Raw genomic sequence first — 17,670 nt, forward strand, 5'->3', positions numbered from 1 at the left:
AGTCATGCCTTGACACCGCCGGCGGCCAGGTCGACCTGCCAGTACCGCTGCAACGTGAGGAACAGGGCGATCAGCGGGATGATCGACAGCAGTGCCCCGGTCACCACCGACGTGTACATGGCCGGCTGGGACGCTCCCTGGTTGAGCAGGCCGCTCAGCCCGACCGTGATCGGGTAGAGCTTGTCGTCGCCGAGCATGATGTACGGCAGCATGAAGTTGTTCCAGATCGCCACGAACTGGAAGAGGAAGACGGTCACCAGCCCGGTACGCATCATCGGCAGAACCACCCTGCCGAACGTGCGCCAGTCGCCGGCGCCGTCGATGCGGGACGCCTCCAGGATCTCGGTCGGCACCGACGCGGCCGCGAAGATCCGGGCCAGGTAGATGCCGTACGGGCTGATGAAGCTGGGCAGCAGGACGGCCCAGTAGGTGTTGGTCATGCCGACCTTCGCCAGCAGCAGGTACTGCGGGATGGCCAGGATGACGCCGGGCACCAGGACACCGGCCAGGATCACGTTGAAGACGAAGCTCTTGCCGCGGAACTCGAACTTGGCCAGGGCGTACCCGGCCATCGCCGAGATGAGCGTGGAGACGCCCGCGCCGATGCCGGCGTACAGGGCGGTGTTCGCCATCCAGCGCCAGTACAGGCCGTCCCGGTAGCCGCTCAGCTCGGCGATGTTGTCGAACAGGTGGACGCTCGGGGCGAGCGTGAACGTGGAGAACAGCTCGCCGGCGCTCTTCGACGACGCGATCAGCACCCAGAGGACCGGGAGCAGGCAGTAGGCGGCGCCCAGCAGGAGAAGGGTTGTGGCGACCGGACTTCTACGAAGATTCATCAGTCCTCCTGGTTGAAGGCCCGGCGCCCGACGAGCTTCAGGAAGCCGAAGGACAGGATGAACGTGGCGAGCGCGATGATCACCGAGGTGGCGGCCGCCGCGTAGATGTCGTTGCGGACGAAGGCGTCCCGGTAGACCTTCATCAGCGGCGTCCACGTCGTGGAGATCGTGTTGCTGAGCGGCTTGAGCGTCATCGGCTCGGCGAAGACCTGGAGCGTGGCGATCAGCGAGAAGACGAACGTCATCACCAGTGACGGCATCACGATCGGGATCTTGATGCGCCAGGCGATCGACAGTTCGGAGGCGCCGTCGATGCGGGCCGACTCGTACAGGCTGGTCGGGACGGCCCGCAGCGCGGTGTAGATGACGATCATGTTGAAGCCGGTGCCGCCCCAGACCGCGATGTTCGCGACCGCCCAGAGCGTCCCGGACGAGGACAGGATGTTCGGGGCGGCGAACCCGGCCGCCTCGAACGCGTCGGCGAACGGGCTGACCCGGGGCAGGTAGAGGAAGCCCCAGAGCAGCGAGGCCACCACGGCCGGCACCGCGTACGGCAGGAAGATCGCGACCCGGGAGAACTTGCCGACCGACTCCCTGGTCCGGTTGGCGTCCAGCAGCAGCGCGAAGAGCAGGGCCAGCCCGAGCATGGTGGGCACCACGATCACGCCGTACGCCGCGACCCGCCCCACGCTGGGCAGGAAGTCCGGGTCGGACAGCGACCGGGCGTAGTTGCTCAGCCCGGCCCACACCTCGGTCCGCGACTTGGAGCCGAGGCCCAGCCCGCTGACCTTGACCTTGCGCAGACTCAGGTATCCGGCGTACCCGATCGGCGCGGCGAGGAAGAGTACGAAGAGCACCAGTGCCGGAGCGAGGAAGGCGTACGGCACGCCGCCGCGCCGGGCCTTTCTCGCCACCGCGGGCGCCGCCGGGGCGGGGGTGGAGATGCGGGTGGGGGTGATCAGCGACATCGCCGAGACTTCCTTTCGGATTCCCGGGCGGGGCGTGCCCCGCCCGGGAGTCGACTCATCCGGCGACGTTGAAGCCGCTGTTCTTCATGTCGTCGACCGTGGTCTTCTGCATGGTCGCGAGCGACTCGGTGAAGGCGGCGGCCTTCTTCGACTCGGCGGCCTTGCCGAAGGCGTCGTTGAACGCGCTGTACGCGACGTTGACGTTCGGGCCGTACGTGAACGGCTTGGTGGCCTTCGCGGCCTCGGCGGCGATCGTGTAGAAGTCCGGCTGGTCGGCGAAGAACGCCGGCGGGGAGGTGAGCACGCTGGTGGCCGCGGTCGCCGCCGGGTAGACGTTCGCCGTGGTGGCCAGCAGCTTCAGGGCCTCGGGGTCGCTGTTCAGCCAGGCCACGAACTGGGCGGCCTGCTTCTTGTGCTTGGTCTGGGTGGTCACGCTGGTGGCCGAGCCGCCCCAGGCGCCGGTGGCCGGGCCGGCGGCGTCCCACTGCGGCATGGGAGCGGCCTTCCACTTGCCCTTGGTGTCCTTGGCACTGCCCTCGAGCACGCCGGGCGCCCAGACCGCGCTGACCCAGCCGACCTGTGTGCCGTCGTTGAGGGCGGTGTTCCACTCCGGGGTGTACATCGGCTTGTTGTCGATGACGCCCTTCTCGACCAGCCCACCCCAGTACGCGGCGACCTTCTGGGTGGCCGCGTCGTTGATGTTGACGGTCCAGGAGTCGCCGTTCACGCCCCACCAGGAAGCGCCGGCCTGCTGGGCGAGACCGGTGAACAGGCCCGCGTCGGTGGCCGAGAAGGTGCCCAGGTACTGCTTCGGGTTCGCGGTGTGGATCTTCTCGGCGGCCGCGGCGTAGTCGTCCCAGGTCTTCGGTGCCTGCAGCCCGTTCTTCTCGAAGATGTCGGCGCGGTAGAAGAACATCAGCGGGCCGGAGTCCTGCGGTACGCCGTACACCGCCTCGGAACCGAGGGTGACGCCGTTCCAGGAGCCTTGCGGGAACTTGTCCTTGAGCGAGCCGGCCTCGCCGGCGATGTCGGCGATCGCGTCGGCGGAGACCAGCGTCGGGATCTTCTGGTACTCGGCCTGCATGACGTCCGGCGCGCCGCTGCCGGCCTTGATCGCGGTGAGCAGCTTGGTCACCGCCGGGTCGCCACCGTCCTGCTTGTTGACCGTGACCTGGATGTTCGGGTTCTTGGCGTTCCAGGCGGCGACGACCTTGTCCATGTTCGGCGCCCAGCTCCAGTAGGTCAGGGCGACCTTCTCGTTCGACTCGGTCGAGGTGTCGTCGTCGGAGCTGCCGCAGGCAGCGGTGACGGTGAGCAGAGTCAGGGCAGCCACGAGCGGGGCGAATTTCTTCATCGATCCTCCTTGATCGGCTTGGCCGGGGAGCGGAAAGCCGTGGACGGAAGCCGCCGGCAGGCATTCGCCTCGGTCGGTTCCTGTGACCGGTTACAGTGCTGCTGTTACGGCGATGTGTCAAGACCTTGCATCCGACCCGTTACGCCTGTGTATCGTTCGGGCTCGCCGGGCTGTGACCGGTTACAGTCAAAAACGCAAGGAGCTGATCCCATGCCGCTCTCCGTTCGCCATCAACCCTGGGCGACGCCACTGCGCCGGCCGCGGATGAGCAACGACGAGGACGTGCGGGCCGGGCTCTCGCTGACCAACCGCTACCTGATCCGGGACGGACGCCCGGTCGTCCCGGTCTCCGGCGAGCTGCACTACAGCCGGGTGCCCCGGCACCGCTGGGCGGAGCGGCTGCGGCAGATGAAGGCCGGTGGCGTCACCGTGGTGGCCACCTACGTCTTCTGGCTGCACCACAGCGAGCGCCGGGGTGCGGCCCGCTTCGACGGGAACCTCGACGTGGCCGCCTTCGTCGAGTGCGCGGTGGAAACCGGTCTCGACGTGGTGCTGCGGATCGGACCCTGGTGCCACGGCGAGTCCCGCAACGGCGGCTTCCCCGATTGGGTGCAGCAGGCGCCCGTGCGGCACCGTACCGACGACCCGGGGTATCTCGAGCTGGTCACCGAGTGGTTCCGGCAAATCGGACAGGAAGTCAAGCCGGTCATCGACAAGATCATCGGTATCCAGCTGGAGAACGAGCTCTACGACCAGCCGCGACACCTGGTCACGCTCAAGCGCCTGGCCCGCGAGGCGGGCATGTCCGCACCGCTCTGGACCGCCACCGCGTGGGGCGGCGCCGACCTGCCGGAGGCCGAGGTGCTGCCGCTCTACGGCGGCTACGGCGACGGCTTCTGGGTGGACGCCGACGCGCCGTGGGACCCGACCTTCCGGGACCATTACTTCTTCTCGCACGTCTGGGACGACGCCGGCATCGGCGCGGACGTGCGGCGCGCCCAGGCGATCGAGGCCGCGTCCGGCGGCCCGCGCACCCCGTCCGAGCTGTTCCCGGCCGCGACCTGCGAGCTCGGCGGCGGCATGGCGACCGCGTACCACCGGCGGCCGCGGCCGTCCGCGCTCGACGTCGCCGCCGTCGCGCACTGCAAGATCGGCAACGGCTCGGCCTGGCAGGGCTACTACATGTACGCGGGCGGCACCAATCCCGGCCCGGATCTGCAGGAGTCGCACGCCACCGGCTACCCGAACGACATCGCCCGCCTCGGCTACGACTTCCACGCCCCGATCGGTGAGGCCGGCACGCTCGCGCCCAGCCACGCCGAACTGCGCCGCCAGCACGCCTTCCTCGCCGCGTTCGGCGCCCAGCTCGCCGAGATGCCGTCCAGCCTTCCCGAGGTGCGCCCGTCCGGTGTCGAGGACGCGTCGACCCTGCGCTGGGCGCTGCGCAGCGACGGGCGGAGCGGGTTCCTCTTCGTCTCGTGGCACCAGCCGCACTTCCCGCTCCCGGCGTACCGGGGCGCCCGCTTCCGGGTGGTGCTGGAGGACGGCGAGCTGGAGCTGCCGTCCACACCGGTCGACGTGCCGCCGGGCACCCTGGCCCGCTGGCCGGTCAACCTCACCGCGGGTGGCGTCACGATCGCCTGGGCCACCGCGTCCGCGCTCACCCTCCTGCCGGGTGACGTCCCGACGCTGGTGCTGATCGCGGAGGCCGGCATCGAGCCGGAGATCGCCCTCGCCGGCGGCGAGATCCGCCAGGTGACTCCGGGCCTCGAGCCGGTCCGGCTGGGCGGCCTGGACGTTCTGGTCCTCCCGGCGGAGACCGCCGGATCGGTCTGGGTGGCCGAGGACGGCGGGCGGCGGCTGCTGCTGAGCGACGACGAGCTCCAGTGGGACGCTTCCGGCCGGGTGCGGGTCAAGGCCGTCAAGACTCCTTCGGTACGCGTATACGACCCGTCCTCGCAGTCCTTCATCGCAGCGTCCCTCGGCCTCGCGTCGGAGGCACTGGCCGTGGGGGTGGACGTCGAGCGGGTGCGTCCGGCGGCCGCCACGGTTCCGGTCAGCTACGGCAAGCACGACGGCCGTCCCTCGGCGCCCGCGCCCGAGGTCTTCGACGAGCTCGCCGCCGTCTACCGCCTGCGGCTGCCGGAGTGGGCGGCCGAACCGGAGCGGGACGCGCTGTTGCGGATCTCCTGGGCCGGTGACGTCGCCGAGCTGCGTGTCGACGGCCGTACCTTCACCGACCGCTACTGGGACGGCTCGCGCTGGACGGTGAACCTGGCCGACGCCGGGTACCGGCCCGGGGCCGAGGTCACGCTGCACGTGCTGCCACTCGCCGCCGGGTCGCCGGTCTACGTGCCGGCGCAGGCGCGGGACCGGCTCGCCGCGGTCGAGGACCAGCTGCTCGCGATCGACGCGGTCGAGGTGACCGGGCGGGCCACGGGTGAGCTCGTCTGATCCTTGACCCTGTGAAGAGCCCGATCAACGACAGAACCGAAGCGGACCGGTGCATACCATTCGTTCCATGCTGACCGGAGCGACGGTTCTCTATGGCCGGGACCCGGAATGCCGGAAAATCGACGAGCTGCTGGCCGGCCTCCGGGCCGGTGCCGGCGGGAGCCTGCTCTTCACCGGCGGCCCGGGGATCGGCAAGAGCGCCCTGCTCAACTACGCGGCTGATCGCGCCGGCGCCACCGACGTGCTCGTGGTGCACGGCGCGGAGGCCGAGAGCGACCTTCCGTTCGCCGGGCTGCACGCGCTGCTCGCCCCGGTACGGCACCTGCTGCCGAGCATCCCGGAGCACCAGTGCGCCGCGCTCGCGGCCGGCCTCGGCTCCGGCCCGCCTCCCGACTCCGACCCGTACGCGGTGGCCGCCGGCACGCTGAGCCTGCTCACCGCCGCCGACCGGGGCACCGGCCTGCTGCTCGTCGACGACCTGCACCTGCTCGACCAGGTCTCCCGGCGCGCGGTGCTGTTCGTGGCCCGCCGTGCCACCGGCGCCGGTGTCGGCGTGATCGCCACGATGGACGGCGGCGCCGACGGCGACCACCTGGAACAGCACCGGCTCGACCCGCTCGACGACGACGAGGCTGAGGCGCTGCTGCGGGCGACGGCCGGGACCCAGCTCTCCGCACCGATGCTGCGGCGGCTGCTGCGCGTCTGCGGCGGCCTGCCCCTCGCCCTGGTGGAAGCCCCGGCGGTGCTCGGCGCGGAGGAACTCGGCGGGGCGGTGCCGCTGCCCGACCCGCTGCCGGTCGGCCCACGAGTGCTGGAGGCGGTACGGCGCCGGGCCGCCGAGCTCACCGCGGAGCACTGGGCGGCGCTGGTGGTCGTGGCCGCGGCCGGGGACGCCGGACTTCAGGCGATCCGGGCCGTGCTCACCGAGCTGGACCTGCCCGCGGAGGCCCTGGAGGCGGCCGAGGCGGCGGGCGTGCTGCGCTGCCACGGCAACGAGGTGACCTTCACCGATCCGCTCGTCCGCTGCGCCGCGTATCAGCTGGGGGAGCTGCCGTACCGGCGCCGGGTGCACGCCGCCTTCGCCGCCGTCACCACGGGCGCCCGGCGGGCCCGGCACCTCGGCGTCGCCACGCTGGGCCTGGACGAGGGCGTCGCCGGCGAGCTGGAACGGGCGGCTGCCCAGCCGTACGCGGCACATGCCATGAGCCAGGCCGCGCGGCTGCTGGAGTGCGCCGCCGAGCTGACCGGCGACGCCGCGGCGCGGGCCCGGCGCAGCATGCTGGCCGCCGAGTGCTGGCAGCTCGCGGGGTACCCGGAGCGTGCCGCCCGGATCGGCGACGAGGTCGCGCACCGCAGCGACGACGTCCGCGTCCGGGCCGAGACGCAGGCCCTGCTGGCCCGGGGCGAACGGGTCCGCACCGGCCCCGAACCGGCCCGTCGCACGCTGCGCCGGGAGGCGGTCCGGGTCCGCGCGCTCGACCCGGACCGGGCGGCCGTCATGCTGCTCGCGACCGCCGACGCCGAGGCGCTCGCCGGCGATCCGGGAGGCGCCCTCGCTGCGGTCTCGCAGGCCGCGGGCCTGCGCCGCTCGCCGGCCGGGCCGCCGGCGGAGGTGCTCACCGGCCGGCGGGCCGCGGCGGTGGCGGCCACCGGCGAGCTGGTGATCGCCCGCGAGCTCTGGTCCGGCTGCCGGTCCGGGATCGAGACGCTCACCTCCGACGGCGCGCTCCCGGTCGGCTGGCGCGGCGACCTCTGGCTCTGGTACCCGGTCCTGCTGCTGCGCCTCGGCGAGCTCGCGATCGTCACCCCGATCCTGGAGGAGCTGGTCTTCGAGGCGCGCCGGCGCGAGATCGACGGCCTGCTGGCCGGGCTGCTGGCAGTCCAGGCGGAGCTGCACGCGCGCACCGGTTCCTGGGATGACGCCCAGGCCGAGGCGGCGGAGGCGGTGCGGCGGGCGGGGCGGACGGGCCAGGGCGCGTACGAGGCGGCGGCCCGGCTCTGCCAGGCGCGGCTCGCCGCGGCCCGGGGCCACGGCGAGGAGTGCCGGGAGCAGCTCGGCCGGATCCGCCGGCTCGCGACCGGCCTGCGGCTGGGCAGCCTGGTGGTGCCGGCGGAGGCGACCGAGGGGCTGCTCGCGCTCAGCCTGGGTGAGGACGAGGCGGCGTACGCCCGGCTGGAAGGCGCCGCGCGGCTGGCCGAGGTCCGTGGGTCGCCGGACTTCGGGCGGATCCCGTGGGTGGGCGATCTGACCGAGGCGGCGGTCCGGTCCGGCCGCTCGGAGGAGGCCCGCGGTGCGATCGCCGGGGTGGCGGCGCGGGGGATGGGGTCGGTGCCGTTGCGGGCGGTGCTCAACCGCTGCGAGGGGCTGGTGAACCCGGAGCGGGCCACCGAGCTGTTCCGGGCCGCGGCGGGCAGCGGGGAGCCGTTCGAGGCGGCCCGGGCCCGGCTGCTCCTAGGGGAAACCCTGGCCTCCCAGGGGTGTGCGGCGGAGGCGGAGCGGGCGTTGCGGCAGGCTCGCGACACGTTCGTCCGGCTGGCGGCGCGTCCGTGGGCGGATCGGGCGCGGCAGGCGCTGTCCCGCGAGCCCGGCACGACTGCCGCTCCGACTTACCCTTCCCCTTCCTCTTCCTCCTCCGCTTCGCCGCCACGGTGGCGGGTCGCGGGCCTGACCACTCAGGAGTTGCGGGTCGCCGATCTCGTGGGGCGGGGCGCCACCAACCGGGAGACGGCCAAGGAGCTCTTCCTCAGCCCCAAGACGGTCGAGTTCCACCTGCGCAGCATCTACCGCAAGCTCGGCCTGCGGTCCCGGGCCGAGCTGGCCCACATCGTCGGCCGGGACCGGTGAAATCCCCGGCCCGTCGTGATCCAGGGTGCCCACCGGGGTTCTCATCGGCGCTTCCCGGGCTCCTGCCGGCCTAGCTTTCGTCCGTCGGGCGTGGGCGGGCGGGAGGAGGGCCGGTGGGCGATCACAACGTCATCGCCGAGGTCTCCGAGATCCTCGTCGCGGTGCTCGACGAGGCGGTCCGCGACCTCGACGTCGGCGGCGTCGAGCGACCACGGGCCATCCTCGACGACCTCTCCGGGACCGTGGCGAACAGCCCGCCGAAGCTCACCCTCTTCCTCTACGAGATCGCCGAGGACGCGGCCTCGCGCAACCGGGGGACCATCCGCGTGGAACCGGCCACCACGAACGGTCCGGTGACGGTCCGCAAGCCGCCGATGGCCCTGGTGCTGCGCTACCTGATCACCGCCTGGGGCGGCGACCAGCCCACTCAGCAGCGGATGCTCGGCCGGGCCCTCGAGGCGCTCTACAACGACGCCATCATCGACGGTGCCCAGCTCACCGGCAGTCCGCCGGGAAGCCTGGCCGGCAGCACCGACGCTCTGCACCTGACACTCACCCCGCTGACCCTGGACCAGAAGTCGTACGTCTGGTTCGCCCTGCAGAAGCCGTACCGGCTCTCCCTGAACTACGAGGTCCGGGTGGTCAACCTGGACGCACTGGACCGGCCCGCGGCGCCGGCCGTGACGTCCCGCGCCACCGACGCCCAGCGGATCGGGAGCCGGCGATGATCTCGGTCAGCGGCGGATGGTTCGTGCTCTGGGACGAGTTCCACCGGGAGCGCTACACCGGACCGATCGGGGTGACCCTGGACCGCTGGGCGGGCGACGAGTGGGTACCGGACGAGAGCCGGCCATTGATCACCCTGGGCCGGGTGCTCACCTACCCGGGCCTGGGCCGGCGCCGCCGGCCGTGGACGGCGCCGGACACCATGTACCGCATCCGGGTCGAGGCGCCCGGCCGGCGGGCGCTCTACCCGCGGGACCGGCCGGAGTACGAGACGAACTTCGACGCCACCGACGACGCGCGCGAGTTCGTCGTCCCGCACTACGACGATCGGACCCGGCCGGCTCCCGGGGAGGGTCCGGACATCCTGCGTCTCGTGCCGGGGGTGACGTTCGCGTACCCGCCGGGGACCCGGGTGATCCGCGGCGTCGTCCGGCTGCCGGACGGGGCCGGCATCCCCGGCGCGCTGGTCGTCGCGCGTACCCCGAAGGTCGCCGACTACGGCGACTGGGCCGAACGCACCCTCACCGACGCGAACGGCGAGTTCCGGCTGTCGCTGCGCTGGCGGGGCACGGTCGAGGAGCCCGACTCGCCGCGTCCGCAGCCCGAGACCTTCACCGTCGGGGCGTACCGGGCGCTGGGCCGCTCCGGGACGGTCGAGGTCCGCTGGGACCCGGAACACCCGGCCGAGCCCACCACCTACGTGATCCAGATCGGCGATTAGAGGAGCAGCGGAATGCCCGAGTATCTGAGCCCCGGCGTGTTCATCGAGGAGATCGACGCCGGACCGCGCCCGATCGCGGGCGTCAGCACCAGCACCGCCGGCATGGTCGGGGTCACCCGGCGCGGGCCGGAGGACGGCAAGCCCCGCCTGGTCACCAGCTACCTCGAGTTCCAGCGGACCTTCGGCGGCCTGCTGCCCGACCCGGTCGCCACGGTGCGCAGCCGCTGGACCAACAGCGCCGGCGAAGGCGGCCAGTGGTGGAAGTTCCCCCTCGCGGTGCGCGGCTTCTTCGAGAACGGTGGACAGCGGCTCTTCGTCAAGCGGGTGTTCAGCCTAGGCGCCACGCCGGCCACGGCCACCCTCAAGAGCGGCCTGACCAGCGAGATCACCAAGGACGCCGCCGTCGGTGAGCAGGACATCGAGGTGCGGCACCTGCTCGGCTTCGCGGGCAAGGACCAGCAGGTCTCGATCCGCCGGGGCGACACCGGCGAGGAGCTGGAGCAGGCCGACGTGGACTCCTACGTCATCGGCCCGCAGAGCACCGTGCGGCTGAAGGCGCCCCTGACCAAGGGCGTGCGGGCGGCGCGTGGCGACCACCTCGCCGTGGTGCCGCAGAATCCCCGGCCGGACAGCATCACCTTCACCGCGAGCAGCCGGGGCAGCTGGGGGAAGCAGGTCCAGGTCCGGCTGCGCCCGGTGGCCGCCGCCCAGCTTCCCGTGCTGCCCGACCCCGGCCAGGGCGGCATCTTCATCACCCAGCTCTCCGAGGACGTCAAGACCAAGGACGACCCGGTCCTGGTGCCCCGGGCCGATCTGGGCGATCCGGTCCCCGACCCGCTCTGGGTCCTGATCGACGGCCGCCGGTACCTGGCCACCCTCGGGGCCGACGTCGGCACCGACGTCACGCTCGACCTGGACCCGGCCAGGCCGGAGAAGCCGGGCTGGACCGGCGGGGCGACCGTGGTGCAGCGGATCCGGCAGGCCAACGCCGCCGACACCGACCGGATCCGGCTGGGCGGCGCCGCCCAGCTGTACCGGAACGCGCTGCTGCAGTTCGACGACGCCGCGACCGGCGCGCTGGTCATCCGGACGGTGAAGGAGGCACCGGTCGACGACCTGGTGACCCTGGACTCGGCCCTGACCGGCCGGTACTTCGAGAACGACCGGGTGTACCTGATCGAGGCCGAGACCGCGGTCCGGTTCACCGACGAGGGCGGCGAGGTCACCGAGGAGACGATCGGCGGCCTGCACTGGCTGGCGGCCAGCGACGGCGACCCGGACGCGGTGGCCGCGGCCGTCTCCGCCCGCTCGCAGCTGGTCCGGGCAACCGGGGTCGGCGACCTCTTCACGTCCCGGCCGTGGTTCGCCGGCGGGGAGCGGGCGTGGACGCCGCTGGCGAGCGGCGGCGACGACAACTACGGAGGGCTGAAACCGGGCGACTTCGTCGGGGTGGACGGCGGCAGCGGACGCCGTACCGGGATCGTGGCGCTGGAGGACATCGACGAGGTGGCGATCTGCGCGGTCCCCGGCGTCTGGTCGCAGACCGTGCAGCAGGCCCTGATCGGCCACTGCGAGGACCTGAAGGACCGGTTCGCCATCCTGGACCCGCGCAACGGCCTGACCATCGACCAGATCCAGGACTTCCGGGCGCCCTACAGCACCAAGTACGCGGCCCTCTACTACCCGTGGGTGGTGCTCAATCACCCGGTGACCGGGCTGCCGACCGACCTGCCGCCGTCCGGGCACATGGCCGGGATCTACGCACGCACCGATGTGGAGCGCGGTGTGCACAAGGCGCCCGCGAACGCCGTCGTCCGTGGCATCAACCTGCGCGACGGCCTCGCCGCCGACCTGACCCGGCGGCACCAGGACCTGCTCAACCCGAAGGGGATCAACGCGTTGCGCTACTTCCCCGGGATGGGCAACCGGGTGTGGGGCGCCCGCACCCTCTCCTCGGACAGCGCGTGGCGGTACGTCAACGTACGCCGGCTCTTCATCTTCCTGGAGGAGTCGATCGAGGAGGGCACCCAGTGGGTGGTGTTCGAGCCGAACGCCGAAGCCCTCTGGGCGCTGGTCAAGCAGACCGTGGAGAACTTCCTGGGCACCGTGTGGCGCTCCGGGGCGCTGGCCGGGACCACCCCGGACGAGGCGTACTTCGTGGCCTGCGACCGCACCACGATGACCGAGGACGATCTGCAGAACGGCCGCCTGATCTGCGTGATCGGTGTGGCGCCGGTCTTCCCGGCCGAGTTCGTCATCTTCCGCATCCAGCAGAAGACCCGCGAGACCCAGCCCGTGTGAGGGGAGCCCGCAGATGCCGCCCGTGTTCCGTGCCGATCCGTACGCCGTCTACAACTTCCAGGTCATCGTCACCAACGTGAGCGACGACGGTGTCGCCGTCGGTGGCGCCTTCAACGAGGTGTCCGGGCTCGAGATCGAGGTGGCGCCGATCGAGTACCGGACCGGCGCCGAGGACATCACCGTCCGCAAGGTCCCCGGCCTGAAGAAGTTCACCAACATCACGCTGAAGCGCGGCATCACCGGCGACGTCGCGTTCTGGAACTGGATCGTCGAGGCGCTCAACGGCAAGGTCCGGCGTACCGCCGGGTCGGTGATCCTGCTCGACGAGAACCGTCAGGAGGTCATGCGGTGGAACTTCGACCGCGCCTGGCCGACCAAGTACACCGGACCGTCACTCGGGGCCGGCAAGAACGAGATCGCCTTCGAGACCCTGGTCCTGGCCGTCGAGCGTCTCGCCATCGCGGTCTAGGGGACGGCCGATGACCACCGAGCTGCTTCCCGGCCTGCGGGTGTCGGTGACGACGCCGGAGCCCGAGCCGGACCCGGCGCGCACCGACGTGGCGGCGCTGCTGGGCGGCTTCCGGCGGGGCCCGGTCGGCACCGCCTGCCGGGTGCGCAGCTGGACCGAGGCGCAGCAGCTCTTCGGGTCGATCGACGGGCGGCACCGTACGCCGTACGCGGTCCGCGGCTTCTTCGCCAACGGCGGCCGGACCGCCTGGCTGATCCGGATCGGCGGGGCGGGCGCGGCCACGGCGTCGGCGACCTGGACCGTGGCGGCCCGGGGAGCGGACGGCGAGTGGCCCGCGGACACGCCGGCCCGGGGCGGCTTCCGGCACAGCGCGTACCGGATCGAGGCGACCAGCCCCGGCGCCTGGGCCAACCAGACGCGGGTGTCGATCACCTTCCGGGCCAGCAGCGTGGCCGGCCCGCCGGTGGTGAGCCTGCGGGTGCTCACGCCGGGCGAGCCCGCCGAGACGTTCGCCGAGGTACCGCCCGCCGACGTGGTGGAGCGGCTCACCGCCTCCCGGCTGATCCGGCTCGTGCCCGCACCGGGCTCGGAGTCGCCCGGGCAGCGGCAGACCGGCCCGCTGACCCGGCGGTGGGACCTCACGCTCGGCGCCACCCGGGAGACGGCGGGGGCCGACCCGGTGCCGGCCGAGCCCGCCTACCGCGAGGCCTTCGCCGTGCAGTCCGCGCTGCCCGAGCCGGCCCTGGTCGCGATACCGGACCTGGGCGCCCACTTCACCGGTGCGGAGCAGCGCCGCACGCTGGTCCGCGACCTGCTCGCCGAGATCGCGCCGCTGAACGACCGGCTCGCCGTCCTCGACGTCACCGCCGGGGAACCGGCCTCCGCCGACGGGATCCGCGCCTGGCTGGCCGGGCTTACCAGCGCCGGCGAGCGCGACCTGCGGCGCTCGGCCGCCGTCTACCACCCCGAGGTCCGGGTGCCGGATCCGGCCGATCCGCTCGGCGGGCTGCGCTCGGTGCCGGCCAGCGGACACGTGACCGGGCTGATCGCCCGGCTCGACGCCGAGCGGGGCGCGCACCACACCCCGGCGAACGCGGCTCTGCTCGAGGTCGTGGATCTGGCCGTGGTTCACCCGGAGGAGCAGGAGGCGCTGCTCTTCGGCGCCGGCGTGAATCTGCTGCGGGCACCGGCCGGACGGGGTCCGCTCGTCTGGGGCGGCCGCACCCTGGCGGTCCGGCCGCCGGCCGGCGGCGATCCGGACGGCACGGTTCCGGACGACGCCGTGCCGGGCGTCCGGTTCATCGCGCACCGGCGGCTCGTGCACCTGCTGGTCCGCGCCGCCCGGCGGGTCGCCGAGCCGCTGATCTTCGAGGTGAACGGCCCGGAACTGCGGTTCGCCCTGGTCCGCGGGATCACCTCGGTGCTGCTGGCCGCGTACCGCTCGGGCGCGCTCGCCGGTAACCGTCCCGAGGAGGCGTTCGCCGTGGTCTGCGACGAGCGCAACAACCCGCCGGACGCCGATCCGGCCACGGTGGTCTGCGACATCGGGGTGGCGCCGGCGAACCCGATGGAGTTCATCGACATCCGGCTGGTGCTCGGCCAGGACCGCGCGCTGGAGGTGATCGAGCAGTGACCGCCCCGATCGACGTGGTACGCCCCGACCCGCTCGCCAAGCACCGGTTCCTGGTGACTCTCGACCCCGGGGACGCGTACCTGCCGCCGGCCCAGGCGGCCCTGCTGCCGCTGCTCGCGGCGGGCGCCTTCCAGGAGGTCACCGGGCTCGGCGGCCAGCTCGAGGTGGTGTCGTACGCCGAGGGCGGCCACAACGAATCGGTGCACCAGCTGCCCCTGCGCTACAGCTGGAACCGACTCACCCTCAAGCGCGGCGTGGCCCGCGGCCCCGGCCTCTGGTCCTGGTACGTGGCCGGGCTCGGCGACTCGCTCGGCGCCCGCCGGGACGGCGCCGTGGTGCTGCTCGGCGCCGACGGGCAGCCCGCCGCCGCATGGTCCTTCCGCGCCGGCCTGGCCGCGAAGTGGACCGGCCCGGACCTGAACGCGGAACAGAACGCGGTGGCTGTCGAGCAGCTGGAGATCGCCCACGAGGGGCTGAGCCAGGCCGGCCTCGACGCGGTGCTGCGGACCTGAGAGGAGCAGGGATGGCTTCGGTGACGATCCACATGATGGAGGTCCACTTCCAGGTGGAGGGGGACGACGACGCGGTCTTCGCCCGGCTCTTCGAGCGGCACATCAACGCGTGGAGCCGGGCCTACGCCCGGGAGTGCGAGCGCCGGGCCCGCACCGACCAGGAGCGCGCCATCGGCGACCGGCAGGCCCGGCGATGACCGCCCCGGTTCCGGCCGCCGGGCAGATGCTGGCGCGCGCACACCTGCAGATCGTCCGGCCGCGGGCGGCCGACTTCGTGACCAGCCTGATCCCCCTGCGGTTCAACCCCACCGACTTCAAGATCAGCAAGTCCAACACCTTCTCCGAGATCGGCATCCCGGGCCTGGAGACGCCGCCGATCCAGTACGTGCGCGGCGGCAGCGAGACGCTCACCCTGGAGGCGCTCGTCGACACCTCGGACACCCTGCTGGACGTACGGGTGGTCTACGTGCAGCGGCTGCGGGCGCTGATGACGCCGGACGACCGCGAGCACGCCCCGCCGATCGTGCGCTTCGTCTGGGGGCCGACCGTCTTCCTCGGTGTGCTGGAGAAGCTGGACGTGACGTACCAGCTCTTCCGGCCGGACGGCGTGCCGCTGCGCGCCAAGCTGGACCTCGGCCTGAAGGAATACCGCGAGGTCAAGCGCCAGGTCATGGACCCGCCCCGGTCCTCGTCGACCGAGGCGAAGAGCTACCCGGTACGCCGTGGTGACACCCTCGCCGGCATCGCCGCCAAGCTCTACCGGGACCCCGGCGCGTGGCGGGTGCTGGCCCGCGCCAACGGCATCGACGACCCTCGTGACCTGCGGCCCGGCCGCCTGCTCACGGTGCCCAGGCTGAGGTGAGCGCGGATGGCACCGAGCATTCGCGAGATCGCCCCGGCCGACCGGTACGCGCCGGCCTTCACCGTCCGGATCGCCGGTGTGGACGCGGACCCGGAGACCAAGGGCGACGTCATCGACCTCAAGGTGCGCCGCGAACTGGAGGAGATGTCCGGCTTCGACCTGACCTTGAACAACTGGGACGACAAGGCCCTCACCTTCAAGCACAGCGACACCTTCCCGATCGGCGGCAAGATCGAGATCAAGATGGGGTACGCCGAGACCGAGCTCCTCGTCTTCACCGGCATGGTCAACACGATGAACCCGTCGTTCCCGGACGGGGCCTCGCCGACCATCGCGATCAGCGGCGTCGACTACCTGAACAAGCTCCGCGACAACAAGCCCACCGAGTCCGACCCGGTCTTCTACCCGCAGATGACCGACTGGCAGATCGCCGAGAAGGTGGCGCGCCGGCACGGCTTCGCGTTCTCACCCACCCGCGACGGCCCCAAGCACGAGCTGGTGGTCCAGAAGAACCAGGACGACGTGGAGTTCCTGATGGAGCGCGCCAAGCGGATCGACTTCAACCTGTACGTGCTGCCGGGCGACGACTTCGGCGACCCGGACGTGCTGCACTTCGACCGGCCGTCGGACGGCCGGGACGCCGCCCCGGTCCGGGTCTTCCAGTTCGGCTACGGTCCCGGCCTCTCCGCCGGCGCGCGGCGCGAGCGCGGCCGCACCGGCCCGCCGGCGCTGGGCGTGGTGAGCCAGCCGGCCGGGCTGGTCCCCAACCTGATCAGCTTCACGCCGGCGATCACGCTGTCCAAACAGGTCGGCAAGCTGACCGTGCGGGGCTGGAACCCGCGCACCAAGAAGCCGATCAGCTACCGGGCGGAGCTCAAGGACCTGCCCGGCGGGCTGGACGGCCGCAACGGCGAGACCGGCCCGGGCGCCGCGCAGGAGAGCCTGGAGAGCCGCCAGGACGTGGTGATCGACGCGCCGGTCGCCACCGACGAGGAGGCGCGACAGCTGGCGATCAGCCTGCTGCGCGAGCGCGCCTACGAGTTCATCACCGCGACCGGCCGGGTGGCCGGCCTCCCGGAGCTGCGCCCCGGCGACAACGTGGAGATCTTCGGGGTGGGCGCCCGCTTCTCCGGTTCCTATTTCGTACGGCGAGTGGAGCACTCCTTGAGCAGCAGCGGCTTCTTCACCGAGTTCGCCGGCCGGCGGGTCTGGTCGGGTGACCGGTCATGAGCACCGTTCCCCGCTCGCGCAGCACCGACCAGCGCTTCTTCGGCGTCGCCTCGGCGATCGTCGAGGAGATCGAGGGCGACGACGAGTGCCGGGTCAAGCTGAGTCTGCCCTGGTTCGACCCGGGCACGATCACCGACTGGGTCCCGGTCGTCCAGCCGTACGCCGGCGGCGGCTACGGGTTCACCTTCGTGCCGGAGAAGGGCGACGAGGTGCTCGTCGCGTTCGTCCACGGCGACCTGCGCTTCCCGATCGTCCTCGGCGGCCTCTACAACGGCGTCGACAAGCCGCCGACCGCCCGTACGGACGGCCGCGACCAGAAGCTGATCCGCACCAAGCACGGACACCAGGTACTCCTCGACGACCAGCAGTCGCAGGCCGCCGTCCGGGTCACCTCGGCCGCCGGGCACGTCGTCGAGCTCGACGACAAGGGCAAGGCGATCCGGATCAAGGCGGCCGCCGGGGCGAGCGTCTCGGTCACCGCGGACGAACGGATCACGATCGAGTCCAAGCAGGGCGTGACGCTCAAGGCGCCGCAGGTCGCGATCGACGCGCCGAGCGTGACGGTCGGCGAGGGCGCCACCCACCCGGTGCCGTTCGGCGACTCGCTGCTCACCACGTTCAACACGCACACCCACGGCTCGGCGGTCGGCCCGACGTCGCCACCGGTCACGCCGATGCTGCCGACGGTGAACTCGACGAAGGTGAGGACCGGATGAGCGGCGACCGTACGAGCCCGCCGGTCCGGGCGGAGGTGACGCC

15 protein-coding genes are annotated in these 17,670 nt (G+C 72.3%); 12 read left to right on the top strand and 3 right to left on the bottom strand.

Translation table 11 applies throughout. From position 1 onward, the window contains the following. Window positions 1-2: 2 nt before the first annotated feature. The 3 genes from I4J89_RS15415 to I4J89_RS15425 are packed head-to-tail and all read right to left on the bottom strand — an operon-like array spanning window position 3 to window position 3,158. Window positions 3-836, bottom strand: coding sequence for a carbohydrate ABC transporter permease (locus I4J89_RS15415; RefSeq protein WP_196414637.1), 834 nt, complete (start codon window positions 834-836; stop codon window positions 3-5). Next, window positions 836-1,804, bottom strand: coding sequence for a carbohydrate ABC transporter permease (locus tag I4J89_RS15420; protein ID WP_196414638.1), 969 nt, complete (start codon window positions 1,802-1,804; stop codon window positions 836-838). The genes I4J89_RS15415 and I4J89_RS15420 overlap by 1 nt, the downstream gene beginning before the upstream one ends. Window positions 1,805-1,859: 55 nt before the next feature. Beyond that, on the bottom strand, window positions 1,860-3,158 hold the full coding sequence (locus I4J89_RS15425; RefSeq protein ID WP_196414639.1) for an ABC transporter substrate-binding protein: 1,299 nt from the start codon (window positions 3,156-3,158) through the stop codon (window positions 1,860-1,862). A 210-nt stretch (window positions 3,159-3,368) separates the two neighbouring features. Here I4J89_RS15425 and I4J89_RS15430 point away from each other — a divergent pair, with 210 nt between their 5' ends. From I4J89_RS15430 to I4J89_RS15485, 12 genes are all read left to right on the top strand, one after another. After that, window positions 3,369-5,612 (top strand): beta-galactosidase, encoded by a 2,244-nt coding sequence (locus I4J89_RS15430; RefSeq protein ID WP_230858971.1) that lies wholly within the window; start codon window positions 3,369-3,371, stop codon window positions 5,610-5,612. A gap of 67 nt (window positions 5,613-5,679) precedes the next feature. Continuing rightward, window positions 5,680-8,457: a helix-turn-helix transcriptional regulator gene (locus I4J89_RS15435; RefSeq protein WP_196414640.1), complete on the top strand. Its 2,778-nt coding sequence runs from the start codon at window positions 5,680-5,682 to the stop codon at window positions 8,455-8,457. A 113-nt stretch (window positions 8,458-8,570) separates the two neighbouring features. Beyond that, window positions 8,571-9,185, top strand: a complete 615-nt coding sequence (locus tag I4J89_RS15440; protein ID WP_196414641.1) for a Pvc16 family protein — start codon at window positions 8,571-8,573, stop codon at window positions 9,183-9,185. After that, window positions 9,182-9,904, top strand: coding sequence for a carboxypeptidase-like regulatory domain-containing protein (locus tag I4J89_RS15445; RefSeq protein ID WP_196414642.1), 723 nt, complete (start codon window positions 9,182-9,184; stop codon window positions 9,902-9,904). The genes I4J89_RS15440 and I4J89_RS15445 overlap by 4 nt, the downstream gene beginning before the upstream one ends. A gap of 12 nt (window positions 9,905-9,916) precedes the next feature. Next, complete coding sequence (locus I4J89_RS15450) at window positions 9,917-12,205, top strand: phage tail sheath family protein (RefSeq protein WP_196414643.1); 2,289 nt, start codon at window positions 9,917-9,919, stop codon at window positions 12,203-12,205. Window positions 12,206-12,218: 13 nt separating this feature from the next. Then, window positions 12,219-12,674, top strand: a complete 456-nt coding sequence (locus I4J89_RS15455; protein ID WP_196414644.1) for a phage tail protein — start codon at window positions 12,219-12,221, stop codon at window positions 12,672-12,674. A gap of 10 nt (window positions 12,675-12,684) precedes the next feature. Further along, entirely contained in the window at window positions 12,685-14,307 is a 1,623-nt protein-coding gene (locus tag I4J89_RS15460) for a phage tail sheath subtilisin-like domain-containing protein (protein ID WP_196414645.1), read from the top strand. After that, entirely contained in the window at window positions 14,304-14,819 is a 516-nt protein-coding gene (locus I4J89_RS15465; protein WP_309238331.1) for a phage tail protein, read from the top strand. Before I4J89_RS15460 ends, I4J89_RS15465 begins: the two co-directional genes overlap by 4 nt. A gap of 11 nt (window positions 14,820-14,830) precedes the next feature. Then, entirely contained in the window at window positions 14,831-15,016 is a 186-nt protein-coding gene (locus tag I4J89_RS15470) for a putative phage tail protein (RefSeq protein ID WP_196414646.1), read from the top strand. Further along, window positions 15,013-15,681, top strand: coding sequence for a CIS tube protein (locus I4J89_RS15475; protein WP_196414647.1), 669 nt, complete (start codon window positions 15,013-15,015; stop codon window positions 15,679-15,681). Before I4J89_RS15470 ends, I4J89_RS15475 begins: the two co-directional genes overlap by 4 nt. A 6-nt stretch (window positions 15,682-15,687) precedes the next feature. Then, window positions 15,688-16,911, top strand: a complete 1,224-nt coding sequence (locus I4J89_RS15480; protein WP_196414648.1) for a phage late control D family protein — start codon at window positions 15,688-15,690, stop codon at window positions 16,909-16,911. Continuing rightward, the gene (locus I4J89_RS15485; protein ID WP_196414649.1) at window positions 16,908-17,627 is read left to right on the top strand and encodes a phage baseplate assembly protein V; all 720 of its coding nucleotides are present in this window, start codon (window positions 16,908-16,910) and stop codon (window positions 17,625-17,627) included. Before I4J89_RS15480 ends, I4J89_RS15485 begins: the two co-directional genes overlap by 4 nt. The last annotated feature ends 43 nt before the right edge of the window (window positions 17,628-17,670 follow it).

It is taken from the genome of Actinoplanes aureus, assembly GCF_015704865.1.
Classification (GTDB): Bacteria; Actinomycetota; Actinomycetes; order Mycobacteriales; family Micromonosporaceae; genus Actinoplanes; species Actinoplanes aureus.